26 protein-coding genes are annotated in these 25,600 nt (G+C 63.2%); 12 read left to right on the top strand and 14 right to left on the bottom strand.

Features of this window, described 5'->3' with window-relative positions:
- Positions 1 to 23: 23 nt before the first annotated feature.
- The 4 genes from SJ05684_RS18070 to SJ05684_RS18055 all read right to left on the bottom strand — a co-directional run bounded on the left by SJ05684_RS18070 (position 24) and on the right by SJ05684_RS18055 (position 4,301).
- Positions 24 to 1,319: an alpha/beta hydrolase gene (locus SJ05684_RS18070; protein WP_034856093.1), complete on the bottom strand. Its 1,296-nt coding sequence runs from the start codon at positions 1,317 to 1,319 to the stop codon at positions 24 to 26.
- Positions 1,310 to 1,591, bottom strand: a complete 282-nt coding sequence (locus SJ05684_RS18065; RefSeq protein WP_095694307.1) for a hypothetical protein — start codon at positions 1,589 to 1,591, stop codon at positions 1,310 to 1,312. The genes SJ05684_RS18070 and SJ05684_RS18065 overlap by 10 nt, the downstream gene beginning before the upstream one ends.
- A 2-nt stretch (positions 1,592 to 1,593) precedes the next feature.
- Complete coding sequence (locus SJ05684_RS18060; RefSeq protein ID WP_050980063.1) at positions 1,594 to 2,409, bottom strand: DUF2092 domain-containing protein; 816 nt, start codon at positions 2,407 to 2,409, stop codon at positions 1,594 to 1,596.
- 131 nt (positions 2,410 to 2,540) lie between these two features.
- Positions 2,541 to 4,301, bottom strand: coding sequence for a hypothetical protein (locus tag SJ05684_RS18055; protein ID WP_095694306.1), 1,761 nt, complete (start codon positions 4,299 to 4,301; stop codon positions 2,541 to 2,543).
- Between the two features lie 142 nt (positions 4,302 to 4,443).
- Here SJ05684_RS18055 and SJ05684_RS18050 point away from each other — a divergent pair, with 142 nt between their 5' ends.
- From SJ05684_RS18050 to SJ05684_RS18000, 11 genes are all read left to right on the top strand, one after another.
- On the top strand, positions 4,444 to 4,743 hold the full coding sequence (locus SJ05684_RS18050) for a hypothetical protein (protein WP_034856115.1): 300 nt from the start codon (positions 4,444 to 4,446) through the stop codon (positions 4,741 to 4,743).
- Positions 4,744 to 4,916: 173 nt separating this feature from the next.
- The gene (locus tag SJ05684_RS18045) at positions 4,917 to 5,786 is read left to right on the top strand and encodes a peptidylprolyl isomerase (protein WP_034856116.1); all 870 of its coding nucleotides are present in this window, start codon (positions 4,917 to 4,919) and stop codon (positions 5,784 to 5,786) included.
- A complete protein-coding gene (locus SJ05684_RS18040) occupies positions 5,783 to 6,784 on the top strand; it encodes a HupE/UreJ family protein (protein WP_034856117.1) in 1,002 nt (333 codons plus the stop codon). The genes SJ05684_RS18045 and SJ05684_RS18040 overlap by 4 nt, the downstream gene beginning before the upstream one ends.
- An 11-nt stretch (positions 6,785 to 6,795) precedes the next feature.
- The gene (locus tag SJ05684_RS18035) at positions 6,796 to 7,464 is read left to right on the top strand and encodes a hypothetical protein (RefSeq protein ID WP_244426659.1); all 669 of its coding nucleotides are present in this window, start codon (positions 6,796 to 6,798) and stop codon (positions 7,462 to 7,464) included.
- A gap of 25 nt (positions 7,465 to 7,489) precedes the next feature.
- Positions 7,490 to 9,421: a DUF3604 domain-containing protein gene (locus SJ05684_RS18030; protein ID WP_034856119.1), complete on the top strand. Its 1,932-nt coding sequence runs from the start codon at positions 7,490 to 7,492 to the stop codon at positions 9,419 to 9,421.
- 140 nt (positions 9,422 to 9,561) lie between these two features.
- A complete protein-coding gene (locus tag SJ05684_RS18025; protein ID WP_034856190.1) occupies positions 9,562 to 10,038 on the top strand; it encodes a hypothetical protein in 477 nt (158 codons plus the stop codon).
- A 3-nt stretch (positions 10,039 to 10,041) separates the two neighbouring features.
- Complete coding sequence (locus SJ05684_RS18020; protein ID WP_034856122.1) at positions 10,042 to 11,271, top strand: HlyD family secretion protein; 1,230 nt, start codon at positions 10,042 to 10,044, stop codon at positions 11,269 to 11,271.
- A gap of 93 nt (positions 11,272 to 11,364) precedes the next feature.
- Positions 11,365 to 13,470, top strand: coding sequence for a mechanosensitive ion channel family protein (locus SJ05684_RS18015; RefSeq protein WP_034856123.1), 2,106 nt, complete (start codon positions 11,365 to 11,367; stop codon positions 13,468 to 13,470).
- A 119-nt stretch (positions 13,471 to 13,589) separates the two neighbouring features.
- Positions 13,590 to 14,576 carry an NADH-quinone oxidoreductase subunit NuoH gene (gene nuoH / locus SJ05684_RS18010; RefSeq protein WP_034856125.1) on the top strand — a complete coding sequence of 329 codons (987 nt, stop codon included), beginning with the start codon at positions 13,590 to 13,592 and terminating at the stop codon, positions 14,574 to 14,576.
- Between the two features lie 17 nt (positions 14,577 to 14,593).
- Positions 14,594 to 15,160 carry an NADH-quinone oxidoreductase subunit I gene (locus SJ05684_RS18005; protein ID WP_034856127.1) on the top strand — a complete coding sequence of 189 codons (567 nt, stop codon included), beginning with the start codon at positions 14,594 to 14,596 and terminating at the stop codon, positions 15,158 to 15,160.
- Between the two features lie 142 nt (positions 15,161 to 15,302).
- Positions 15,303 to 15,743, top strand: coding sequence for a CBS domain-containing protein (locus tag SJ05684_RS18000; protein ID WP_034856129.1), 441 nt, complete (start codon positions 15,303 to 15,305; stop codon positions 15,741 to 15,743).
- A gap of 5 nt (positions 15,744 to 15,748) precedes the next feature.
- Here SJ05684_RS18000 and nuoG read toward each other — a convergent pair whose 3' ends face one another.
- The 8 genes from nuoG to SJ05684_RS17955 all read right to left on the bottom strand — a co-directional run bounded on the left by nuoG (position 15,749) and on the right by SJ05684_RS17955 (position 23,238).
- A complete protein-coding gene (gene nuoG / locus SJ05684_RS17995; RefSeq protein ID WP_034856131.1) occupies positions 15,749 to 18,346 on the bottom strand; it encodes an NADH-quinone oxidoreductase subunit NuoG in 2,598 nt (865 codons plus the stop codon).
- A 131-nt stretch (positions 18,347 to 18,477) separates the two neighbouring features.
- Entirely contained in the window at positions 18,478 to 19,743 is a 1,266-nt protein-coding gene (gene nuoF / locus SJ05684_RS17985; protein WP_034856132.1) for an NADH-quinone oxidoreductase subunit NuoF, read from the bottom strand.
- Positions 19,744 to 19,747: 4 nt separating this feature from the next.
- Complete coding sequence (locus tag SJ05684_RS17980) at positions 19,748 to 20,263, bottom strand: NADH-quinone oxidoreductase subunit NuoE family protein (protein ID WP_034856133.1); 516 nt, start codon at positions 20,261 to 20,263, stop codon at positions 19,748 to 19,750.
- 16 nt (positions 20,264 to 20,279) lie between these two features.
- Positions 20,280 to 21,494: an NADH dehydrogenase (quinone) subunit D gene (gene nuoD / locus SJ05684_RS17975; protein WP_034856135.1), complete on the bottom strand. Its 1,215-nt coding sequence runs from the start codon at positions 21,492 to 21,494 to the stop codon at positions 20,280 to 20,282.
- 30 nt (positions 21,495 to 21,524) lie between these two features.
- A complete protein-coding gene (locus SJ05684_RS17970) occupies positions 21,525 to 22,058 on the bottom strand; it encodes an NADH-quinone oxidoreductase subunit C (RefSeq protein ID WP_034856136.1) in 534 nt (177 codons plus the stop codon).
- Entirely contained in the window at positions 22,055 to 22,558 is a 504-nt protein-coding gene (locus SJ05684_RS17965; protein ID WP_034856138.1) for a NuoB/complex I 20 kDa subunit family protein, read from the bottom strand. The genes SJ05684_RS17970 and SJ05684_RS17965 overlap by 4 nt, the downstream gene beginning before the upstream one ends.
- A complete protein-coding gene (locus SJ05684_RS17960) occupies positions 22,546 to 22,911 on the bottom strand; it encodes an NADH-quinone oxidoreductase subunit A (RefSeq protein WP_034856140.1) in 366 nt (121 codons plus the stop codon). Before SJ05684_RS17960 ends, SJ05684_RS17965 begins: the two co-directional genes overlap by 13 nt.
- Before the next feature lie 132 nt (positions 22,912 to 23,043).
- A complete protein-coding gene (locus tag SJ05684_RS17955) occupies positions 23,044 to 23,238 on the bottom strand; it encodes a hypothetical protein (RefSeq protein ID WP_034856142.1) in 195 nt (64 codons plus the stop codon).
- 627 nt (positions 23,239 to 23,865) lie between these two features.
- Between SJ05684_RS17955 and SJ05684_RS17945 the strand changes: the two genes are divergently transcribed.
- On the top strand, positions 23,866 to 24,216 hold the full coding sequence (locus SJ05684_RS17945) for a hypothetical protein (RefSeq protein WP_034856146.1): 351 nt from the start codon (positions 23,866 to 23,868) through the stop codon (positions 24,214 to 24,216).
- Positions 24,217 to 24,314: 98 nt separating this feature from the next.
- On the opposite strand, the gene SJ05684_RS17940 is transcribed toward SJ05684_RS17945, so the two are convergent.
- Positions 24,315 to 24,632: a hypothetical protein gene (locus SJ05684_RS17940; protein ID WP_034856147.1), complete on the bottom strand. Its 318-nt coding sequence runs from the start codon at positions 24,630 to 24,632 to the stop codon at positions 24,315 to 24,317.
- A 252-nt stretch (positions 24,633 to 24,884) separates the two neighbouring features.
- Positions 24,885 to 25,403 carry a superoxide dismutase family protein gene (locus SJ05684_RS17935; RefSeq protein WP_034856149.1) on the bottom strand — a complete coding sequence of 173 codons (519 nt, stop codon included), beginning with the start codon at positions 25,401 to 25,403 and terminating at the stop codon, positions 24,885 to 24,887.
- Positions 25,404 to 25,600: the final 197 nt, after the last annotated feature.

Here is a 25,600-nt window from a genome sequence, read left to right as displayed (position 1 = left end):
TTCTGACACTCTTTGTTAGTTCTTCACCGGCTGCAACTTCCGGTCCTAGCCTGGTTGCGATTGCCGCAGTCGGGAACCGTCGTGCCTTGCATGGGCGGCCGGGAAGACCCGGCCAGGGCTTCGACATGGTGCCCGTAGTTCTCCCTGGTGTTCTGGTCGACCACGGCAATCGGAGCGGCAACGGCCAGAGCGGTCGCGGTACCGACCATGTGCGCTGCGCCGGCGGTCGCCGCGACGATGTGATCGCCGAGGCCCACCCGGCTGTCGGTCAATGCCTGTCCGGCCGAGAGGCGGGTGCCGATCAGTTGGACGATTTCCGGCGATTCTGCAAATTTGGTATGGTGCAGCCTGTCGCCGGATTTGACCTTGGTCATGTCGATAACCGCTATGTTGTTCGCGGCCAGTTCCTCCTTGTAGGGCGACTGCTCCGGATCGATCGCCCCCAGCCGGGAGACATTGCCCCAGACCCGCCTGGACACAGCGAGCGCACGATCGTCGCGCGAGACGAAAAGCGTGAAGCGCGGGAGCTGCCTGCCCATGTCCGCGATCTGCGAGCGAAAGACGTCCACATCGACGTCCGGCGCCGCCAGCATGACATTCTTGAACTTCGCGGGCAGCCTGCCATTGCGAATGGCCATCTGGCGAAGCGATTCGAGAGCCAGCCAGTTGCCCATCGAATGGGCGAGGATCGAGACGTCCTTCACCTGCGGATCGCGCGCCAGGTACTGGAACAGCCTCTCCACCTCGTTGCGCGTATAGTTGGTGCTTTCGCGATCATAGCCATAGGCGAGCAGGCTGCCGCGCGAGGGCCAGGTCGCCAGCACCGGAGCACTGTGCGCGCCCGAATCGTGGACGATCTGCGCGAACCGGAAGACCGCGTCCTCGAAATGATTGTTGAAGCCGTGGATGAAGACGAGGACGCTTCGATCCGGGCTCTTGCGTACCGATGTGCTCAACCATTTCTGGGCCGCCGGCCGGTCGATTTCCTCCACCTTGAGGGTGGCGAAATCCGTGGCCGGATTGGGCGGAAGGCGGCGCGGCCATGCGACCTCGCCTTCCTTGCGGGTACTTTCAGGCGGGATCGACACCGTAATGTTGGCGAAGGTCGGGCTCGGCGCGCGCTCGCCGCTGAACACTTCGCCGGGCCTCTCCGCCCGGCCCCGCGTGGTCGCAACCAACATCTCGACCTGACTGGTCGAAGGCGAGGCCGCCACGGGTTCGAGCACGCCGGTCGGACGGCTGGCGCATGCCGCCAGCACGGTTGCAAGAAGGCCGAGGGCGACGGGCAGGCGCTTGATCCGAAGCCGCGTCAGGGGCATCGGTAACCAACGACGTTACCGTAGGCATCCCGAATTTCCACGCATGCGGGACCGTAATATGTTGCAGCGGCGGCGCCGGCATAGACGGCTCGCCGCGTCGTGCGACGCGCAACACCTGCGTAACTTACGGGCGTTGCCGGCCTGCCGATCCTTGCCTCCGCTTGCGATATCAGATCGGCCGCCCGCTCTGGAATGAAGGCGCCGCTCCAGAAGAGGCTGAAGATGGCGCCCAGAAAAGCGAGCGCAATTATGGCTGTTCGACCGCTGTCCATGGTCATTGCTCCTTCGGTGCTTCCGCGGGCGGCGGCAGTTCGCCGATACCGGTCAGGGCCGTGAATTCGACGGATTTCGCGCCTTCAGGCGGCTCGAAGGCGAAAGCGCCGGCGTCGAGCGGCGTCTTCGTATCCCATGACTTGATCCGCAAGGTGTATTGTGGCGCTGCCGCAAGCGTCTTGCTGGTGATGACGTATTTCCGCGGGATGGGCGCGGTTCCGGGTTCCACCCAGAGCTGCCAGTCGGTTTCCCGATTGCGGAACGCCAGGTGCTCGCACTCGACGCCATCCACGACGCCGCGGCCGATATACTTGGCCTCTATGACACCGGCGGCCAGTTCCTCGTAGAGGTCGGACAAAAGCAGGTCCGCGCCGGGCATCTCGATGTGGTGCTCGGCTCTCAGCCGATCGATCATCTGGTCGAGCGAGCCCGGCATCTCCACCTGCGCGAAGGCGTTGCTGTCCTCTCCGTAGACGGTCGCGGTCTTTCCGTCGAAAAAGAGTTCGACATGCGCGTAGCCCCCGCTCCGCGTTGCCTGCAACTTGTCGGGCCGGGCGAGCTTGAGATCGCCCGAGGACGCGAACTGCAGCTTTTCCAGATGCGGCGTGATCACCTCGATGTCCACGTCATAGGTCAACTGGATCTGCTGCTGCGCCGTGACGTAGTCGGCCATCGCCTTCAGGATTCTCTTCGCCTCTTCGTCTTGAGCGAGCACCGGCGACGATACCGACAAGGCAAGCGGGAATGCCAATGACGCGACCCATCGCCTCATCCGCCGGACCTTGCATGGTGTGTCATGCGACGGAAGACTGTTCATGCACGCCTCCCTTTCCTCTGGGACTGCCCTCGCAGGCTATTCTTTCTTCTATTATGGCGGCGCGCTGGACGCATGTAACATCGCGTAACGTCTATCGACTCGCGCATCCGCCGGGGGCGGAAGGCTGCGATTTACCGGACCGCCAGACCCGCCTTCGCCAAGCCTTCGAGGAAATGGCTCTGGTCCTCCGGCCGGTGGATGCGCAGCGCCACCTCCTGGCGAATGTTCTGGAGAATGCCCGGTGCATTCTTCTCGATCCATTCTCTTTCCCTGGCCGCTTCCTCCGACTTCACAAGTTGCCCGAGGATGGCGGCAGCGATGAAATGGTAAAGCGGATTGGCCTGCACATCGGCTGCCCTGATCCATTGCTCGGCGGCGGCATAGTCCTGTTGCATGTAGGCGCAAAGCGCGAGCGATGCCTCGAAATAGCCGAGAGGCCCAGGGTTCCTGCTGACCGCTTCCGCGACAAGGTGACACCCGCGCCCCCACTCGCCCGACAGCGCTAGCCGAAGCCCATATTCCGCGCTCAGTTCCGGGTCGTTCGGATTCATGGCCAGTGCGCGCTCGCCGATCTTCAGCGCCGTATCGACGTCGCCGCGCAGGAAAAAAGCAAGCATTTCCGCCTGAAGACCGCGAACGTTCTGCGGATCGAGTTCGACGGCGCGCCTTGCAGCCGCGATGGCGAGATCGACCGGCGGCGAAGCGGGAGCATCGAGGCGGTAGCGGAACCGGAGCTGATCGATGTAGGTCAGCGAAAGCAGCGCCCAGGCGGTGGCATAGCCCGGGAATTTCTCTACCGCCCGCTTGAGGCAGCCCTGAACCGAGGCATGGGTCTGCGGATTAAGGCTGGCGCGATAGCCATAATAGGCCAGAGTGCATCGATAGGCTTCCCAATCTTCCGGCGGCATGTTTGCCGCCGACGAGGCATCCGCCCTGAATATGGCGCCGTAGGGCTGCGCCAGTGCCGTGGCCACGGAGCGCGCTATCTTGGTCTCGAGCTCGATAAGACTACGGACCTTCAGGCTCTCATTGTAGCTTTCGGCCCACAGGACCGATCCGTCGCCGCGGTTGACGAGGCGGCTAGTCAGCCGCAGCCGGTAACCGTCGAACCGCACGCCGCCTGAAAGCGCATAGCGTGCATTCTGCACTACGGCGCCTGCCGGCGTCTCGCTCGACGCATCGGGCGGGTCGCCCGCGACGACGACGATTTCCTTGAACTTCGAGATCTGTTCGATGACCTTGTCGGTCAGGCCCCTCGCCACCGAGCTGTCACTTCCGGACAAGTCCTCGAAAGGCAGGACGATCAGACGTGGCACGTCCGGCACGGTCTGCGCCAGGGTCGAGGACGCGTTGGGCACGTGATCCGTTCGCGAGATGCCGTAGAGAAGAATGGATCCGAGAAGAAGAAATCCGGCGGCGGCGACAAGGATCGGCCGCCAGCGCGTCACCGGGCGCTCGCCAGTCTCGCTGCGCTCTTCCGCAGCATGCTCTGCATTTCCGTCCAGCTCCGCGCCGCCATCGTTCCGGCTGAAGACTGGAACGTATCCGCCTTTGGGTATGTCGATCGTGATCAGATCGCTTTGTCCCGCAACAAGGTAATAGCGCTCGAGCGCCCGTCTTATGCGCCCTGCTTCAATCCGAACGACGGGATCGGTCTGTGCGTCGAACGAGGAGTCGCGGCCGAAAACCGCCACCGCAATCGAGTAGGCCTTGATCCGATCCCCTCGGCCCGCGATGGCCTCCTCGACGACATAGGAGAGAAACCTCCGCGCCCGTTCCGGCACGTCAAATTCCAGGCTCGACAGGATTCGCTGCAATTGTAGGCGGATCTCCGGCTCCGGCGGCATCGGCTTTGCCGCCTGATCCACTCGGACAGAACGGGTCTGGACCATTGCCTCGCCCCCTTCACAGGCCGCCGCAGGTGCATTGCCTACCGCATACGCCTGTTTGCCCACGTAAGTTACATCCCTGCATTGACTTAGCGCAATATACTCTCCCTGAAATAGTTTTCAGCATTGCGAAGGCTACTCGAACATGGGTGCGCGGTCGGACGGCACTGTAGGGAAAAGGGGACTGCAAGCGGCCACTTGCCGCTTTCCGACGCGAGGTCCCCAGATCGAAGCGTTGCTTGCGCGGGACGAGAATTTCCGTTGCATCTGCGACGATCTTGCAGCCGCCGAAGAGGCCCTCGCTGCGGTCGAGCACTTGCCGGAAAGCCTTCGTGCGGCGCGGCGCCTGGAATACGAGGAGATTGTCGTAGATCTTGCCGAGGAGATCGCCGAGGCGCTGGAGCGGGCAAATGTCGTCGCGATGCGGCGATCGCCGATGCACTAAAGCAGACTTGCGTGCCCTCTCCCACGCTTCATCTGCTCAGATGTTTGTTTTCGGTCCAGGACTCCTGGCTTCTGGCGATCACAAATGGAACCGCCGGTCAGATTTATTTTCCGCATCGTGCGACTTCAGGCAATTCCGCCTGACTGCGAGATGCTCAAGCGGGATGGCTCATCATGAAGCTGCTGAAGGAACCCGTCGTCCACTTCGCCATCGCGGGCGCCGCCCTGTTTGTCGCCCATGCCTGGCTCAACAGCGACGCCGGGACAGGCGACCGGCCGGAAATCCGGCTCGACGACGGGCACCTGCGCTGGATCACTGAGACATGGACCGGCCAATGGGGGCGCGCGCCCTCCGAGGAGGAACTGCGCGGTCTCATCGCGGAGCTGATCAAGGAAGAACTGCTTGCCAACGAGGCCCGCGCCTTGGGGCTCGGTGAGGACGATACGATCATCCGGCGCAGGCTGGCACAGAAGGTGACATTCCTGATCGAGGATACCGCGCGCCTCGCCGAGCCAACCGAAGACGACCTGCACCAGTTCTATGATGCGCATCCGGACCGGTTCCGTCAGGAGGCGCGGGTGTCTTTCGTCCACGTCTTCTTCAGCGGTTCGAATCGCCAGGACGCGGCGGCCGATGCGCGACGCGTGCTTGCCGCATCCAACGGCCTTGCGCAAACGGCAATCCTCGAACAAGGCGACCAATGGCTGGCCGAGGCACGGCTGGAGGACGGTAGGCAAAGCGACATCGCCGCACAGTTCGGCCCTGATTTTTCCCAAGAGGTCGTCGCACTCAAGGAAGGGGAATGGAGCGGCCCGATCGAATCCGCCTTCGGACAGCATCTCGTCCACGTATCCGAGATCGCCCCCGCCGCACTAAGGCCCTTCGCCGAAGTCAAGGACGAAGTGCGCGCGCAATGGCAGGACGAAGAGCGGCGCCGCTACCAAGAACGTTACTTCGCGGAGTTGTTGAAGAAATACGAAATCGTGGCAGCGGCAAGTGTCGAGCCATTCATCGGTCGCCTGTCGCAGGAGGGCATCCGATGAGGCGGTGGGCAACGATCCGCGTCGCGGCGCTGGCGACTGCGTTGCTCTTGCCGCTGCTCGTCGCCGCGGCAGCTTTGGCGCACGAGGTCCGGCCCGCCTATCTCGAGTTGCGTGAGCAGGAGCCGGGCACATTCGCCGTTCTGTGGAAGGTGCCGATGCGCGGCGACATGAGGCTCGCGCTGAAGCCCGAATTCTCCGGCAAAACCCGCCCGTCGCTGCCGGCCGTCCGCATCCTCTCGGGTGCGGCAATCGAGACCTGGTACCTCGAAGCCCCGGCCCTGCGCGGCCAGACCCTGACGATCGCCGGTCTTGCCGCAACGATGACCGATGTGCTCGCGCACATCGAATATGCGGACGGCAGCACCTGGACGCAACGCCTGACGCCGAACGCGCCCTCGGCGGCGATACCTGCCCGGGACACCATCCTCAACGTGGCCGGCCTCTACCTGCTGCTCGGAATCGAGCACATCCTCTTCGGCATCGATCACCTGCTCTTCGTCTTCGCACTTCTGATGCTGACGCAGGGTATCGGATCGCTGGTGAAGACGATCACTGCCTTCACTCTCACCCATTCCATCACGCTCGCGCTGGCGACCCTCGGACTCGTGAACGTGCCGCTCGCCCCGGTCGAGGCGGTGATCGCACTTTCCATCGTCTTCGTCGCTGCCGAGATCGTCCACCGGGACCAGGGGCGTGAGGGCATGGCGGCGCGGGCGCCATGGCTCGTGGCCTTCGGCTTCGGCCTGCTGCACGGCTTCGGTTTCGCGGGTGCGCTGAGCGAGACCGGTCTGCCCGCAGGACACGTCCCGCTGGCGCTGCTGTTCTTCAACGTCGGCGTGGAGATCGGACAGCTTCTCTTCGTGGCAGCGGTACTGGCGCTTGCGGCTGCGGTCCTCCGTATTCCCCTGCCGCTCCCGACCTGGGGGTACCGCGTTCCCGCCTATGCAATCGGCTCCGTTGCAATGTTCTGGACCGTGCAGCGACTGGCGATGTTCTAGAGGAAGCGACCATGCACAGACGCGCTTGCATTTCCCGGCTGCTCCTACCGCTATCGCTTCTGGCCGCAACGCTGTCGCCATCGGCAAGCTCTGCCTGCGGCTATCACGACGACGTCATGATGGCTCGAGGGCTCCTGAACTGGGTCTATCCGGACGCACTGCATGTGCTCGGCTCCATCTCGGCAGCTGTCGCCGAGCGGCGGCTGCCGCCTCCGAGCTCCGCGGGCGCGGCCCCGGACCTGTTCGGCGCGAATTATCGCAAGACTGTGCGATCCCTTGAGCAATTTGGCCGAAACTTGCCTCTTGCCTCGGGCGAGAAGCCTCCGCCGTCGGTCTCCCTCGTTCTCATCGAGCCCATGCTGTGGACGCGCTTCGAAATGGGTACGAGCGGGCTGCACATGCGCGTGCACGTGACGGGGCCCGAACCGGAGGACGTCGTTCTCGTCTCCGGCGAGGCGGTCATCGCTGAGATTGCGAGCGGAGGCCTGACGATCGGCAAAGCCCACGAACTCGGCCTCATCCGCCTCTATGGCCCGGCGGCAAAACGGGCGCTGTTCCTGCTTGCCTATGCCCGGGCCGAAGCTCGCCCATCGAAATCGACGACACCCGCGGCGGTGGCGAAAACCGCGATCCCGGACAATCCGTGCCAACGCAAGACCGACATGGGCCGCGACCTTTGAAACAATCAGTCTTCAGGAGGAAATCATGGCAAGGACCTTCTTCTACGGCACGGCGCTGACCAGTCTTGTCCTGTTGGGGCTGCCGGCATCGGCGCAGGACGCAGGCACGCTCGGCAAGGAAGCCGCCGAGCGTGTACACCAGCGGCCTCCTGCCTATTCGCCCTATGTCGGCCACGATTTCCCAGCCCGCCCCTTCTTCGGCGATACGCATCTGCACACGTCCTTTTCCATGGACGCAGGCGCCTTTGGCGCCCGTATCGGACCGATGGACGCATATCGATTTGCCAAGGGCGAAGAGGTCGTTTCCTCTACCGGACAGCCGGTGAGACTCTCCCGACCGCTCGATTTTCTCGTGGTAGCCGATCACTCGGACAATATGGGCTTTTTCCCGGATCTCTTTGCGGGCAAATCGAATCTCATCTCCGACCCCACCGGCCGCAAGTGGTATGATATGATCCAGTCCGGCAAAGGAGCGGACGCGGCGACGGAAATCATCGTCGCCTTTTCGCATGGGACCTTCCCCAAGGATCTGATGTACTTCCCGGGAACCACCGCCTATCGCAGCGCCTGGAAGGAGACGATCGCCGCCGCCGAACAACACAACGAACCGGGCCGGTTCACGGCGCTTATCGGCTACGAGTGGACCTCGAACACCGGCGGCAACAATCTGCACCGCAACGTGATCTTTCGCGACAATGGCGACAAGGCCAGCCAGGTCGAGCCCTTCACCGTCTATCCGCCCTATGGCAGCGACAACCCCGCCGATCTCTGGAAATGGATGGAGGCCTATGAAGAGAAAACCGGCGGCAGCGTGCTCGCGATCGCGCATAACGGCAATTTGAGCAACGGATCGATGTTTCCGGTCGTCGAGGCATTCGGCAAGAAACTCGACCGCGACTATGTCGAGACGCGGGCAAGGTGGGAGCGCCTCTACGAGGCGACCCAAACCAAGGGCGACGGCGAAGCACACCCCTATCTCTCACCCAATGACGAGTTCGCCAATTTCGAACGCTGGGACAAGGGCAACCTCGACGGCAGTGTTGCCAAGAAGAAAGACATGCTGGAATTCGAATATGCGCGCTCAGCTTACAAGAACGGCCTGAAACTCGAAAAGGAGCTCGGCACGAACCCGTACAAGTTCGGCCTGATCGGCAGCAGCGATGCCCATACCGGCCTCTCTGCTTTGGAGGAAGAGAATTTCTTCGGCAAGACAACACCGCAGGAGCCCAGCCCCCACCGCATGACCGCCACCTTCATCGACAACGCCGAGACGGGCGTGAAGGTCATGGACTGGGAGGTGTCGTCGTCCGGCTACGCCGCCGTCTGGGCCAGGGAGAACACGCGCGCGTCCCTTTGGGACGCCATGCAGCGCAAGGAAACCTACGCGACGACCGGCCCCCGCATGGTCGTGCGCTTCTTCGGCGGCTGGGATTTCGCCCCGGCTGACGCGGAAACCCGCGCCCCGGCCATCGTCGGCTACGCCAAGGGCGTCCCGATGGGCGCTGATCTCGGCAAAGCCCCGCAGGACAAGTCACCGACCTTCCTCGTTGCCGCGCTGAAGGACCCGATCGGCGCCAATCTCGACCGCTACCAGATCATCAAGGGCTGGCTCGACAAGGACGGCAACCTGCAAGAAAAAATCCATGACGTCGCCTGGTCGGGCGAGCGCCAGCCCGGAAACGACGGAAAACTCCCCCCGGTCGGAGACACAGTGGACCTAGCCGCGGCCACCTGGTCGAATTCGATCGGCGCGCCGGAGCTGATTGCCGTGTGGCGGGACCCGGAATTCGATCCCACCCAGCCGGCCTTCTATTACGGCCGCGTGATCGAGATCCCGACGCCGCGCTGGACCGCCTATGACGCCAAGCGCTTCGGCGTCACGCCGGCGCCCGGGACGACGATGACCTTGCAGGAGCGCGCCTATACGTCGCCGATCTGGTACACGCCGGCGCCTTGAAGGCTTTCGTCCGACTGCGCAAGCCGGGACGTGGACCGAGGCGATCGTGCCTTCATCGATCGCTTCGGTCCGGACGAGAAGTGGGGTATTGTTAACGACTGATGCGCCGGCAACGCGACGCATCGTGGGGGGCCTGGGATATGCCAGAATCTTTGCATCCCGCTGCAGTGGAGCACGTGCCGGCGTTTATCACGGCTCCGGGGGAGACGGACGTTCTGATGAACGTGATGGTAGTCTTCGTGCTGCTCATCATTTTCCTTGCCGGTGTTCTCTATCTGCGCCTGCACGCATTGCCGGAGCATATCGCGCACGGCGCCAGCAAGGTTCAGCTCCAGCTGGTGGCGGTCCTGTCGCTGATCGCGCTCTTCACGCACAACCACCTCTTCTGGATCGCCGCCCTGCTCCTGGCGTTGATCGAGTTTCCGGACTTTTCCACGCCGGTGAATTCGATGGCCGACTCGCTCCGCAGAATTGCCGATCGGGACGAAAGGCCGCTACTCGAAACGGTTCCGCACGACATTCACGTGGTCGCGGCGAAGCCACACCCGGTCGAGACCGAACCGCAATGGGCACCGGACGTGCCGGCCGGCGAAACCCTGTCGGAGCCGAGAGGCTGAGCCATGCTCGAATTCATGATCTGCTCCCTGCTGACGATCTTTCCGGACTTCCTCTTCCGCCGCTACGTCCAGGGCAAGCGGATCGGCCGGGAAATCAATCTCTATTCCATGTGGTTCGAGCTCCGATGGGGCATCACCGCCTGCGTCATCCTCACGATTTCGTTGATCACCCTGATCTTCTACTTCCATCCCTCGACGAAGACCGTCACGGCCGCCTTCCGCACCGTTACCATCCTGCCGGAGGCAAACGGGCGGGTGGCCGAGGTGTTCGTCGGCATGAACGACAAGGTCGCGGCAGGCGATCCCCTGTTCCGGCTGGACGACACCGGACAGCGGGCGGCGCTCGAGACCGCGCGCCGGCGAGTCGCCGAGATCGATGCCGAAACGGCGGTGGCTGAGACCGAACTGGCGGCCGCCGACGGGCTGATCGCCCAGGCCGAGGGCGCCTACCGGCAGGCGGTGGACGAGCTCGAGTCGCAGGTCGAACTCAACCGCCTCAATCCGAACGTGGTGGCCAGGCGCGAGATCGAAAGGCGCCAGGTGGCGGCCGACGGCAGCAAGGGTGCCCGTGACGCCGCCGTCTCCAACAAGCAGACGCTCGAGGCGAAGATCGCCTCGCTCCTGCCGGCGCAGAAAGCGAGCGCCGAAGCCGCCCTTGCCCAGGCGCAGGTCGAGCTCGACAAAACCGTCATTCGCGCCGGCACCGATGGCATGGTCCAGCAGTTCTCGCTGCGGCCCGGCGACATCGTCAACCCGATGATCCGCTCGGCCGGCATTCTCGTGCCGGAGGATCGCCGCATCGGCCTCGTCGCCGGCTTCGGCCAGATCGAGGCGCAGGTGTTGAAGCCCGGCATGATCGCCGAGGCGACCTGCGTCGGTAAACCCTTCGCCGTCATCCCGATGGTCGTCACCGAGGTCCAGGAGGTGATCGCCACCGGGCAGGTGCTCCCGACGGATCAGCTCGCCGACGCGCAGCAGTTCTCCCGCCCCGGAACCCTGACCACTTTCCTCGAGCCGCTCTTCGAGGGGCAGTTCACCGGCATTCCGCCCGGCAGCAGTTGCATCGCCAATGCCTATACCAGCAACCATGACGAACTGCACTCGCCCGGTATCAGCACGTCGCGCTGGCTGTTCCTGCACATGGTCGATGCCGTGGGGCTGGTGCATGCCATGATCCTCAGGCTGCAGGCGCTGCTCCTGCCGGTGCAGACGCTTGTCCTGACCGGACATTGAACCGGAGGGGTGCCGGATGACTGCGACGATGCCCGGCCCTATCCGTGGGTTTCGACGCCGTCGAGACCTCACGCAGACAATGGGGGATAGCGCATGGGGGCAGTCTTGAGGTACGGGTGCAGACGCTGCGTTCACGCTGCATTGCTTCTGGTTCTGCAGCTCTTCCTCGCGCTGGCAGCTCCGCTCGCGGCACAGGAGCCAGGCACGGCCGCGCCGCCGGACAAGGTCCAGCAATTGATCGAGCTGCTGGACGATCCGGAAGTGCGACAATGGCTCGCTGCCCGCCCGCCCGCGAACACGGCGGTTGCAGCTCCATCGGCGAGCGACGCGTCCCGCTGGATCGCCGCGATCAAGAGTCACCTCACCGGAATGCGCAATGCGGTGCCTCGGTTGGGCCCCGAGTGGCAGGCGGCAAAAGGCCGCGTCGCGACGGACATTCATGGCCACGGGCAGATCCCCATCCTCAGGGGTTTCGCTCTCATGCTCCTCGTCGGCTACGGCGCCGAATTCCTGCTGCGCTATATTTTGCGGCGCGGTGCACGTCGCCACCCCGGAGAACGTGGCCTTGCCGCCTTCGACCGCATCGCGCCGCTCCTCGTCTTTGCGATTGCAGTCGTGGCCGCCTTCGTGCTTGCCGGCTGGCCGAGGCAACTGGAGGCGGCGGTGGCGCCGCTGCTTGTCGCCTGGATCGTCGCCCGCCTACTGATCGCGGTCGTTTCGACCGCATTGAAGCCGGCATATGAGGGCGGAGCAGGGACTCAGGAAGGGAGAGTCTCGATTGCGCCGGAGGCTGCGCGCTTCTGGCATCGGCGCCTGGTGCTGTTTATCGGTGCATTGGCCTTCCTGTGGGCGGTGGTCGACATGATGCATGCGCTCTCGGTCCCCAGCGATGTTCGTGATCTCATAGCGGCCGGGCTTGGCCTCCTTGTTCTGGTCTTGGCGATCGACACCACTCTTAGACGGCCCGCGCCGGCAATAGCACCCGGGCGGCGGATGTTGCGCAGCGCCCTGCTCATTGCCTTCCTCATCCTCATGTGGCTCGTCTGGGTCGCCGGCATGAAGGTGCTGTTCTGGCTCGGCGTCTATTTTCTCGCCTTGCCGCCGCTGTTGCGCTTCACGAGTGCCGCCGCCAGATCGATGCAAGACAGTGAAGCAGCAAACCACATGCGCGTGATGCGCAATGTGCTGATCGACCGCGGCGCGCGATTCGCCATCATTGCGCTCGCCGCCGCCTGGCTCGCCGTCGTTTTCCAGCTGAACGGCAGCGCGCTGATCCGGGACGATTCCTTCAACCGCCTCTTCCGCGGCGTTCTCGCCGGCGTGGTCATCCTACTTGCGGCAGACCTGGTCTGGCAGTTGGCCAAGGAATTCATCACGCTCCACCTGAAACGGGCCACCGTCGATGTGGCGGATCCGGCTGAGATCGCCCGCAACATGCGCCTGCGCACGCTGCTGCCGATCCTGCGCAATTTTCTCGCCGCCTTCATCTCCGTGGTCGCCATCATGATGGTGCTCTCCGGGCTCGGCGTCGAGGTCGGCCCGTTGATCGCCGGCGCCGGCGTTTTCGGCGTTGCCATAGGCTTCGGTTCGCAGACGCTGGTGAAGGACATCATCAGCGGCATCTTCTACATGATGGATGACGCCTTCCGGGTCGGCGAATATATCCAGAGCGGCAGCTACATGGGCACGGTCGAGTCCTTCAGCATCCGTTCCGTCAAGCTGCGCCATCACCGAGGGCCGGTCTTCACCGTGCCTTTCGGCTCGCTTGGCGCCGTCCAGAACATGAGCCGCGACTGGGTGATCGACAAGTTCAGGATCAACGTCGCCTACGACACCGATGTCGCCAAGGTTAAGAAGGTAGTGAAGGGCGTCGGCGCCACGCTTCTCGAGGACCCGGAACTTGCACCCCTGATCCTCGAAACCGTCAAGATGAAGGGCGTCGAGCAATTTGGCGACTACGGCATCACCTTGAGCTTCGCGATGAAGACGAAGCCGGGGACGCAGACGCAGGTGAGGCGCCGAGCCCAGGCCCTGATCAAGGAGGCCTTCGCCGCCAACGGACTCCATTTCGCGTCGCCCACCGTTCAGGTGGCCGGCGACGACAAACACGCGACGGCGGCTGCAGCCGCAAACCGGGATGCGATCGACAGGAAGAACGCCGCCGCGGCGAAGGAGAGCGGGGAAGCCGCTGCGGAGTAGCCGGCACAGATGCCGCCGGCCGGCATTGCAAGAAACACGTCGCGGCTGTACCGTTTGGAGTTACGGACAGCTGCGCAACGTGCTCGGTGTTTCAACCCCTTGCATGAGTAGCCGTGAACATGGAACTTGTGGTCGCCCTCGGTCTGATTGCCTTCAAGGTCGCGTTGCTGATCGCGATCCTGCTGTTGCTCCCTTTGCCGCTGACCTGGATGGAACGAAAGATCGCCGGTCACATGCAGCAGCGGATGGGGCCGATGCGCGTCGGTTGGCACGGGTTGCTGCAGCCGATGGCGGACGGGATCAAGCTCTTGACCAAGGAGGACCACATCCCGACCGAGGCCGACCGCTTCCTCTTCAAGCTGGCGCCGATCCTGGCCATGGTCCCTCCCTTCGTGGTCTTCGTCGCGATACCCTTCGGCGAGACGGTCTCGGTCCTCGGCGCCGAGATCACGCTCTACGTCTCCAACATGAATGTGGCGCTGCTCTTCGTCTTCGCGGTGATCGGTCTCGAGGTCTATGGGGTCATCTTCGGCGGCTGGGCCGCCAACAGCAAATATGCGCTCCTCGGCAGCCTCCGGACCTGCGCGCAGATGATCAGCTACGAGATCCCGATGGGGTTTGCAGTCATCGGCGTTGTCATGCTGGCGCAATCGATGAGCCTCCTCGACATCGTGCGGGCGCAAGCCGGCCTTTGGAACGTCGTCTACCAGCCGGTCGGCTTCTTCGTGTTCTTCGTCGCCGGACTTGCCGAAGCGCAGCGCATTCCCTTCGATCTGGCGGAGGCGGAAGGCGATCTGGGCGCGGGGTTCCACACCGAATACAGCGGCATCCGCTTCGCCTTCTTCATGGTCAGCGAATACGTGATCATGGTGCTGGTATCGGTCCTGGTGGTGATCCTCTTCTTCGGCGGCTGGAACGGCGTGCTGATCCCCCTGCCGCCGCTACTCTGGTTTCTCCTGAAGGTCGCCTTCTTCGTCTATTTGTTCATGTGGTTCCGTTTCACCTTCCCCCGCTACCGCTACGATCAGCTGATGACCATCGGCTGGAAAGTCTTGCTTCCTCTGTCGTTGGCGAACATAATCATAACAGGCATTTTGTTATCTTAGGCCGCAGCGAGGCGACGATGTCGCGCGCACTCGACAGAGCTGGATCATGGGTCGGCTGGGCTTTCTTCGCCGATCTCGCGAGCGCGCTCGGCCTGACCTTCGGCTACATGTTCTCCAGATCCGTGACCATGCAGTATCCGGACAAGGAGAAATGGCTGCCCTATGCGCGCTATCGCGGGCATCATTTCCTCAAGCGCGACGCAGAGGGCGAAATCAAATGCGTCGCCTGCGAACTCTGCGCGCGCATCTGCCCCTGCGACTGCATCGAAGTCGTTCCCTATGAGGATGAGAAAGGGAACCGGCGCCCGGCAATATTCGAAATCGACACGGCGCGCTGCCTGTTCTGCGGGCTCTGCGAGGACGCCTGCCCGGCGGACGCGATCGCGCTTGGCCAGCAATACGAATTCTCGAGTTTCTCCTCGCAGGACCTGGTGATCGGCCGCGACGATCTGCTCCTGAAGCCGGGCAAGGCCGCGACCGGCGGTGGCGTGGTCGCCGCTCGCCTGCACACGGAGGAGACCGGGCTGGTCGAGGCAAACGAGCCGCGGGGATACAACTGGTGGCGCAATATCCGGCGAACATGAAGCGCGCCAGCTGTCAAACCGGAGCCTCGCATGTTTCCTTAGATCGGCTCCGATTTAAGGAAACATGCGGCGATTGGAAGGGCTGCAACGACCTTCATGTGTCCGAGGTGACGCACGGCGCTGCAGGAGAGGAGGCGTGGAGATGTTTGTCGGCGAAATCGTAAAGGGCAAGGGATCCGGAGTGGTCTCGGTCACGCCCGATCAGTCAATGGTGGAGGTCCTGCGGCTGTTTCGCGATAGGAATATCGGCTTCGTGGTCGTCAGCGGCGGGCCCGGACAGTATATGGGCACCCTGTCGGAACGCGATTGCTGCAATGCGGTGGCGGCGCACGGGGCGGAGGCGGTCCTGATGCCCGCCGCCGACATCATGACCCGCAGCGTGGCGACCTGTTCGACAAACGATATGCTGCCTTTCGTGATGGCGATCATGACCGAGCGGCGCACGCGCCATGTGCTCGTCAGGGATGGCGAGGATGTTGTCGGCGTCGTCAGCATCGGCGACGTGGTCAAGCACCGGCTCGACGAGGCGCTGCGCACGGAGCAGGACCTGCACGACTACATCTGCGGCACGAATTATCGCTGACGGGATCAGGGCGAGCCGGCCACGCCGCCGCCGAAATCTTGAGGCTTGGCCGAGCCGGCCAGAGGAGCAATGCCATCGCTGGCGCCGGCGGCGCGAACCTCCACCGGGCAGGGATATTCACCCCGCCGCATCAGGCTGTTGAGGCACAGCGCCCGATAATTCTCGGGAACAAACACGAGGCCCCGCGGAAAGCGCCTGTTGACCTTCAGCTTCGCCGTCAGTTCGCCCCGAGCGGATTGCACCACCACCGGATCGCAATCCGAAAGGCCAAGTTCGGCAGCGTCCTCTGCACTCATCTCGACATAGGGATCATCCGCAACCGTGTTCAGGATTTCCGAGCGTTCGGATTCATAGCCATTGTGGAACAGGCAATTGCCGGTGATCAGCATCAGCCGGTCGGCCGTCGCCGGGGCAGGCGGCATCGCAAAGAAGGTGGCCGGCGGCGGCTCCAAGGCCGATCTGGTGAATGCGCCGTCGGCGCCGAGCCCGTCCGGCGTCAGTCTCGCATAGGCCGGAACCAGCCGGGCGATCTCGCCAAAGACCTCGTCCTCGGTCGAGGGCTGCAGCGGCCGATTGCCGAGCGCCGCGACGAAATCGAAGATTGCGAGATTGTTCCGCGCCTCGAAGGCGGGCTGGCGGAATTTGCGGACCCTCTGGGTTCGGCCTTCGTTGTTGGTGAAGGTGCCCGCTTCCTCGCCGTAACCCGCCGCCGGCAGCACCACATCGGCAAGGCCCACGGTCTCGGTCAGGAACGCGTCCTGCACGATCAGGAGATCGGCGGCATCAAGGGCCCGCCGCACGAATTCCCGGTCCGGATAGGAAATCAGCGGGTCGGTTCCGACGATGTAGAGGGCGCCCATGCTCCCGCCGGCACAAATTTCCAGCATAGCGTCGAAATCCACGCCCGGTTCAGGCGGGATTTCCGATCCCCAGACCCGTTCGAACGTTGGGGGCGCCTGACCGTCGGCGAGCGCCTGCAGCCCCGGCAGCACCTTCGGCAGAACCCCCATGTCCCAGGCGCCCAGCTGGTTCGCACGATCGAAGAGGAACTGCATCGCCGGGCCTTTGCCGAGCAGACGGAGAAGCTGCAGCAGATTGGCAAGCTGCTCAAGTGTCGCGCGCGCCTCCGGGGATCGCAGCAGGTCGACACTCACCAGCACGGCGACGCTGCGACTTTCCGCAAGCGCGCTCGCCATCCGGTCGATCCCCGCACCGGAATCTTCCGCCGGCCCGCCGATTGCCGAGCGGATCTCGGCAAGCCCCCCGCCCGGCAAGCTCTCACCCCCTGCGAGCGCCGCCGCCAAAGAGGCGAGGCTCCGGGCCTCAGCGCCCGGCCGCAGCCGAACGACCGCCTGGGCATCGGCGTCCAGCCGCGATGGCCGCGCCGAGAGCATCAGCAATCTGGTGCGCCGCCGCGCGGCGTCACGCAGCAGATATTCGGTGACCGGGTTTTCCTCGGTCACATTGCCGCCGATCACAAGCACGGTGTCATTGCCGATCACCTCTTCGAGCGGCGCACGGCTGTAGAAGCCTGCCATCAGCGGGACCAGGGTGTCGACCGGGGTGGACCAGCGCGATGAGCAGTCGATATTGTTGGTATGGAATACCGTCCGCATCAACTTCTGGAACCGATAGAGCACCTCGTTCGGCAGACGCGGCGAAATGAGTCCGCCCGCTGCCTTCCCGTTGAGAGCCGCGAGGCGCCGGGCCAGATAGTCGCCCGCCTCCATCCAGGAAACCGGCGTGAGCGTGCCGTCCCGGCGGATCATCGGCCGCTTGATGCGGTCGCGGCCCTCGATGAAATCGAGCCCAAAGCGGCCGCGCACGCAGAGCGTTTCACGGTTGACGCCGTGCTCCCAGTCCGAGCGGACCCGCAGGAACTCGCCTTTTCGGGCCCCCACGGTGAGCTGGCAGCCGGTGCCGCAATGCGGGCAGATCGTATCGGTCTCCTGGAGGTCCCAGGGTCGCGCCTTGTAGCGATAGGGAAAGCTCATCAGCGCGCCGACCGGACAGACCTCGACGCAGTTGCCGCACTGGTCGCAGCTCGCGAGACTGCCCTCAAAACCGGTGACGGCGGTATCCATGCCCTTTTCGACCGTGCCCAGCGCCACCGCACCGACGACATCCTCGCACATGCGCACACAGCGCTGGCACTGGATACAGCGGTTGACATTCATGATGATAACGGGGCTCAGACGAAGGTCCTTCGAGTGGAACACGCGTTTTGGGTCGCGGAATTGGCTTTCGCGCGGCCCGTAGGCCATCACCATGTCCTGAAGCTCGCACTCGCCGCCCTTGTCGCAGATCGGGCAGTCGAGCGGGTGGTTGGCGAGCAGCATGTCGAGCATGGACGAGCGCGTTTCCTCGATCAGGGGCGTGTTCGACCGCACCACCATGCCGTCCGCGACCACGGTAGCGCAGGACGGCTGCAGCCGACGCAGCCCCTCGATCTCCACCAGGCACATGCGGCAGGAGGCGAGCGGCGGCAGCCGCTTCCAATAGCAGAAGGTCGGAATCTCGATGCCCAGACGCTCGGCGGCCTGGAGCACCGTGGAGCCGGCCGCGACTTCGAGAACCTGTCCGTCGATCGTAACGCTAACCATGCTTCCTCCTAATGCATGTCTCCTTAAATCGACTTCGATTTAAGGACAAAGACATGCAGCAATTCAAAGTACTACAGCGATCTTTGCGCGTCTGATAAGACGCGCGGCGCTGTAGAGCTTGCGCCGCCTCGTCAGTGGAACGGGCACCTGCGCTCCTCGATATGGGCGACGAACTCGTCGCGGAAATGCTTGAGTGCTGCCCGCAGCCCCATCGCCGCGCCGTCACCGAGCGCACAGAAGGTGTTGCCGAAAATGCCATTGCAGAGCATGTCCAATTGCTCCAGATCGCCGGCCGTGCCCTCCCCCGCCTCAATCCGGCGCAAAACCTTGACGGCCCAGTTCAATCCTTCCCGGCACGGCGTGCACTTGCCGCAGGACTCATGGTGGAAGAACTCGACGATCCGGGTGGCGACCTTGACCATGCAGGTCGTATCGTCGACCACGATTACGCCCGCTGAGCCGAGCATGGAGCCCACGGCGGCGAGCGAGTCGAAATCCATCCCCACCTCCAGCCCAACCTCGGGTATGACCGGCGCGGAGACGCCGCCCGGGATCACCGCCTTGACCTTTCGGCCCGGCAGCGTTCCGCCGGCATGCTCCTCGACCAGTTCGCGCAAGGCGATGCCCATCGGCAGCTCATAGAGGCCGGGTCTGCGCACCTGGCCGCTCACGCAGTAGAGCTTCGGGCCTGGGCTCTTGTCCGGCCCGATGCCGCGAAACCAGTCCGCGCCCCGGGTGACGATATGCGGCACGCAGGCGAGCGTCTCGACATTGTTGATCACCGTCGGGCTCGCATAGAGCCCGGCCACGGCCGGAAATGGCGGTTTCAGCCGCGGTTGCGCCCGCCTGCCCTCGAGCGATTCCAGCATCGCAGTCTCTTCGCCGCAGATATAGGCGCCGGCGCCGCAATGAATATGTACATCGAAATTGAAGTCCGAACCGAGGACGCCCCTTCCGAGATAACCCGCATCCCGGGCCTCTGCGATCGCCTGTTCCAGGCGGCGGATCGCCGTCACATATTCTCCACGGATATAGACATAGGCGGTTTCCGCCCCGATCGCATAGCCGCTGACCGCCAGCCCCTCAATGAGCTGGTGCGGGTCGCGCTCCATGATGATCCGGTCCTTGAAGGTGCCGGGCTCGCCCTCGTCGGCGTTGCAGCACAGATATTTCAGCTTGTCCGATTGCTTCGGCACGAAACTCCATTTCATTCCCGTCGGGAAGCCGGCGCCGCCGCGACCGCGCAGGTTGGACTGTTTGACGAGTTCGACGACCTCATCGGGCGTATGCTCACGAAGCACCTTCGCAAGCGCCTCGTAGCCGCCGCCGGCCGCGTAGGTCCGCAGCAAATGGCCGTCCGGCAGATCGACATTCTTCAGGAGGACCCGCTCGAACATGGCACTATTCTCCCGCAGGCCGGGCGGAAGCAGGCGCGGGATTTGCAGCCTGCCCGGCCGCCATCGCCCGAAAGTCTTTCAGGAGAGCCTTCAGCCGCGCCACATCGAGGTTGCCGTGGTAGTCGTCGCCGACCTGCATCACCGGTGCCATCTCGCAGGCGCCGAGGCACTCGACCGTATCGAGTGTGAACAACCCGTCCGGCGTGGTCTCGCCCTTGCCGATGCCGAGTGCCGCCTCCAGATACTCGAGCAACGCCTCGGCGCCGCAAAGCATGCAGGAGACATTGTCGCAGAGTTGCAGGTGAAACAGCCCCACCGGCTCCGTATGGAAGAGCGTATAGAAGGTCGCAAGCTCGTAGACCCAGATTCGCTCGACGCCCAGAATATCGGCGACCTCTTCCAGCACCGGGCCGGGCAGATGACCATACTCCCTCTGCGCGATCAGCAGCGCGGGCATGATCGCCGAGCGCCGGCTGGGATACCGCGCCGCCACCGCTTCGATATCTTCGCGCATCGTCATCGCATCCGAGCCCCTTCTACTTGTCCACCTCGGCCATCACCGGATCGAGACTGCCGAGGACGGCGATCATGTCGGCGAGGTAGCGAGCATTGCTCACGCCGAACAGCGCCTGAAGATTGACGAAGGAGGGGGCCCTGACCTTCATGCGGAACGGCTTCGGCGACCCGTCGCTGAGGATGTAGAAGCCGAGTTCCCCCTTCGGAGCCTCGATCGCCGAATAGACCTCTCCTTTGGGGACGTTGAAACCGTAAGCCGAGAGGTCGAAATGCTGGATTAGTGCCTCCATGGAGCAGTGCACCTTCTCCTTATCCACGGGGAAAGCGATGGTCGGCATGTCGATCTGGAACGGCCCTTCGGGCATCTGTTCGGTGCATTGTTCGATGATGCGGATGCTTTGGCGCATCTCGTCGACCCGACACTGCCAACGTGCGTAGCAATCGCCTTCGCCGCGGGTGATGACGTCGAAGTCCAGCCGGTCGTAGATTTCGTAGGGTTCGTCGCGCCGGATGTCCCAGTCGACACCGGAAGCGCGCAGGTTCGGGCCGCTCAGGCCCAGATCGATGGCGTCCTCGGCGGAGATCACGCCGATCCCCTGCGTGCGACTGAGGAACACGCGGTTCTTCTCGATCAGCCGCTCATAGTCGCGGATCCGGTTCGGAAAAATGCCGCAGAACTCGCGGACCTTCTCCATGAACCCATCCGGCAAGTCCTCCCGCACGCCGCCGACCCTGCAGTAGGAGGTGTGCATGCGCGCGCCGGTGAGCATTTCCAGGAGATCCATGATCATCTCGCGCTCGCGCATGGCGTAGAGCAACGCGGTCATGGCGCCGAGATCCATCGGCAAAGCGCCGGTGATCAGGAGATGGCCAGAGATCCGCGCGAGCTCCGCCGTCATAACGCGGATATATTGCGCCCGGATCGGCGCCTCTATGCCGAGGAGTTTCTCCACGGCAATCGCGAAGGCGAGATTGTTCGAGGGCGGACAGAGATAGTCGAGCCGGTCCGTCAGCGGAAAGATTTGCGTGTAGGTGAAGCTTTCCGCCAGTTTCTCGGTGCCGCGGTGGAGGTAGCCGATATGCGGGTCGACGCGCTCGACAAACTCGCCATCCAGTTCGAGGACGAGCCGGAGAACCCCATGGGTGCTGGGGTGCTGGGGTCCGAGATTGAGAAGCACTTCCTTGGTATCGAGCGCTTCGCCCTCCGGTCTGATGAGCTCGGTGACTTCGGTCATATCAAGGGTCCAATCTGAAAGCGGCCTCCTTTATGGGATGTCCCTGGTGGCAAGATCGGGCTGCGTCGGCGGCGGGCCTTCGGCGCCAAATGGGTTCAGCTTGTCCTTGTAGCCCCGCAACGGGAAATCCTTGCGCTGGGGAAAGCCCTCGAAACCTTCCCACATGTAGATCCGGCGCAGGTCCGGGTGCCCGGTAAAGCGGATGCCGTACATGTCCCAGGCCTCGCGTTCGTGCCAATTGGCAGTGCGCCAGACGCCGGTGACCGAGGGAACCTCGGGCGGATCGCCAAGCCGGCACTTAATGCGGACCCGCCATTTGTTCGGCAGCGAATAGAGGTGGTACACGGCCTCGAAACGCGGCGTTTCGGGGTGGTGATCGACCCCGCAAATATCCGACAGGAAATTGAACCGAAACGCCGGATGGTCTTTCAGGAAACGGCAGACCTCGACGATCGTCTCCGGCGGAACGGCAAAGGCGTGAATGCCGTGTGCGTTGCCCAGATCCTCGATTGCTCCCTCGAAGCGCTTCATGATCAAGGCGCGGTCGAGGGGCTCGCCGCTCATGATGCCACAACCCGATCGAGAGGCGTCCCTGCCAAGGCGCGGGTTCTCTTGATCTTCTCTTGCAGCATGAGGAAGCCGTGCATCAGCGCCTCTGGGCGCGGCGGACAGCCGGGCACATGCACGTCGACGGGTACGAAGGTTTCCGATCCCTGCACCACCGCATAGGTATTGTAGACCCCACCGGAAATCGCGCAGGTTCCCATTGCGATCACCCAGCGCGGTTCCGGCATCTGATCGTAGAGCCGCCGTACCACGGGGGCGAATTTTCGGGTGACGGTTCCGGCGATGATCATCACGTCCGATTGCCGCGGCGACGGGCGAAATACCACGCCGAACCGGTCGAGGTCGTAGCGCGCGCAGCCGGCGGAGATCATCTCGATGGCACAGCAGGCGATGCCGAAGGTCTCCGGCCATAAGGCCGACCTCCGACTCCAACTGATGACGCTATCAGCCGTGGTGAACAATACGCTGTCGCGGATCGCGTTGCCTATTCCTCCCATTCCAACGCTCCCTTCAGCCAGGCATAGGCAAAACCCACAAGCAGCAGCGCTATGAAGACGAACATCTCGACATAGCCGACTAGGCCGATGTCCTTAAGCACGACAGCCCAGGGAAAGAGGAACATCGCCTCGACATCGAAGATCACCAAGAGGATCGCGACGATGAAAAACGGCACCCGGAAGCGCCCCCCGGCAGCCTCACCCGCCGGGTCCATGCCGCACTCATAGGGCATGTTCTTCTCGGGGTAGGGATTGGACGGGCGCAGCAGCGTAGAAACGAAAAGCGTGCCCACCGCCACCAGAACGATTCCGGCGACCATGAAAAGAACCGGCAGGAACTCCATTGCCGTCATAGCACTCGCCTCGCAATCCGCGAGGGGCTTTGCTCAGGCCGCGACCACTCCATTCGGGCCGAAAATGCCGTCGCCTCGGGAGGCGGCTTGGGCAATCCTTTCTCTGGTTAGGACTCTATTCCGTCGTACGGATCATTGCAAACTCAATCGAGCGGCGCCCGTATCTGGAGCGCACGCAAGCGGGCCGTTCCCGGAGCGCGGCGCCCGCGCATCGGCCTGAAAATCGGAACCGATTTTTGGAAGCGCGAAGCGCAATTCAAAGAGTTTCAGCGACTTTTGCGCCTGTGAATAGACGCGCAGCGCTGTGGAGCACTTAAATTGCTGCATGCCTTTTTCCTTAAATCGAGGTCGATCTAAGTTGGCATGCAGCATTCCGATATGAGGGCCCCTAAACCTCCGTATAGGTCATCCCCTGCTCGTTGGTACCCGATCGTTCCTCCTGCTCAATAGTCAGGGCGGGAGGCCCGCTGCTATCGTGAGCATAATCTTCCCGCGGAGCCGTTTCGCAATGAAGTGCAGAGCCGCCTGGGAATGCGGAGGCGCTGCTTGCAGCGGCTCAAGAACTCGATCGAAGGGGAGCTTCGTAAGCGAAGCAGCCCTATTCACCGTCGAGGTGCGGATCATGAGCAGTCCAAGGACTACTCTTTTTGTACTCGCCATCGCTGGGCCCGCAGCGGCGCATGACGTAACGCCGACAGCGGCACAGCCGAACGGATGGACGTATCCGTTTTCATGTTGCAGCGGGATGGACTGCCGCGAGATCAAGAGCCAAGCGGTTCTCGAAGGCCCTCGCGGATATGTCATCAAGCTTACCGGGGAGCTGATCACGCCGCACGACACGCGCATCAAGAACAGCCCGGATGGGCAGTTTCATCACTGCACGGTAGCAGGCGAGCCCGCGGGCCGCACCATCTGTCTCTTTGTTCCCCCACGTTCCTTTTGAGGATTGCCGCCATGACACAGGAACACAGCCGCATCGAAATCAATCTGGTCCCATTGGAGCTGTTTTCCGAGAGCGCGTCGGAGGGCTGGATGATGGTGCCGGGCAATCCGGTCCAAATGTCGCAAGACTATTCGTCGCGGCCGAATTTCGGTTTCGAGGAGCATCTGATGGCGTTTTCCGTCACGCCACGAGAGACAGCGGCACCTCTCGGAGGGCAAGTTCTGCAATTCAAGCAATCTGCATTTACGCTGTACGTGACAGGACAATTGTTCGGTCTTTCGCTCTACTCGTTCGAGCTTGTTCGCCTCCTGGAGGATTTCGACGAGCTTTGTCCATCGGAGTATTCCCGGACCGTCCATTGAAGGATAACTCCGAAGTTCTTTTGCCATGAACATCAGCTCGGCGGCCGAGGCGGCGGCGAATGGCATCGCCGCCGAACGCGGCTCGAATCGAGGTCAGCTTACTGCTGTTCGGTGCTGGCGTCGGGTTCTGGAGTGGTGCTGCCGGTGGTGGCGGTTGTGTCGGTCATATTCGCCGGCGGATTGATCAGCATGAGGACCCTGTTGCCATCCTCCGTCTGCGCTTGGACCAGGTAAGCGGCGTCGAGGACCGTTACCTCCTTGAAGCCGGCGTTGGAGAGCTGCGTCTTCAGCTTCTCAGCCGTCATGGCCATGACCTGGTCCTGCTGGCCGGTCCCGGTCGCCGGTGTATCACCGGACTGAGCGAAGGCGGGCATGGCGAATGCCGCGATCGTGAGGGAAAGAAGTAAGGCTTTCATCTAGGTTCTCCTTGCGGTTTGATGGTCAACGCCAACGCCGGCCGGATGGATCGGCGGTGGAGCCTTGGCCCTTGCGGGCCGGTGCTCGCCGAAGGCGCACGCCTGCCGACGAACTTCTTCGCCAGCCCTCTGACGAAGCCTGTCCGAGGGGCTTGAGGGCTCCTCGATCTACGGCGCCGCGCGTCCTTCCGGGACGTACTACGGACGCCGTGACTCTTTGAACCTAGCCGACGCGCTAGCGCCGCGGCGCGGTCAGTCGCGCTCGATCACGCCACAGGCAATGGGGTCGCCGCCAGTTCCCGCTGGTTGCGACCGGTAGTCGTCGGCTGTGGCATGGACGACAAGAGCCGCACCGTCGTCGTCGAAGAGCGACATCTCACCGTCGAAGCTCACCCGTTCGTTGAAGACTTCGACAAGCATCGTTCCGTCGTCGCGAGCGGTCTGGTTGGCCAGGTCACCGGCATGCGGTCCTTCCTCGACCATGAAACCATGCGGTCCCGAGCCGAGGTGGCCGCCGGCCGACTCGAAGCCAGTCGCGGGGTCGCATGTTCCGACCTCATGGATGTGGAAACCGTGGATTCCGGGCGGCAGGTTCGCGAGCTTCGCCTCGATCAGCACGCCGTTCGGCGTTGACTTCAAAGTCGCCGTGCCGATCGACTCGCCCGACGTGTTCAGGAATACTGCGCGCGCGACACTCGGCGCAGTCGTGGCCTGCTCCTGCCCGGCTGCGGGACCGGCGAGAGCAAATAGGAAGGCAAAGACAACTCGCATCTTCGAGCTCCTCCGTTTGCTGGGCGGCGCTGCTCGAAAAGCAGGCCCTTTATTTCGGGCCACCCAACTGCGGGGTCCGACGAGTGTTCCAGAGGAAATCGAAAAAACAACGGATCGGCGCGATCGACCGCCATAGCTGCCGTGAGCGGCTGCACACGCCATCTCTCTTTGCGCGCTGTAGCCCGAAAATGGGCGTC

Origin of the sequence: Sinorhizobium sojae CCBAU 05684 (assembly GCF_002288525.1) — a bacterium.
Classification (GTDB): domain Bacteria; phylum Pseudomonadota; class Alphaproteobacteria; order Rhizobiales; family Rhizobiaceae; genus Sinorhizobium; species Sinorhizobium sojae.
The sequence above is the reverse complement of the archived record's forward strand: the minus strand, read 5'-3'. Positions and strand labels throughout refer to the sequence as shown.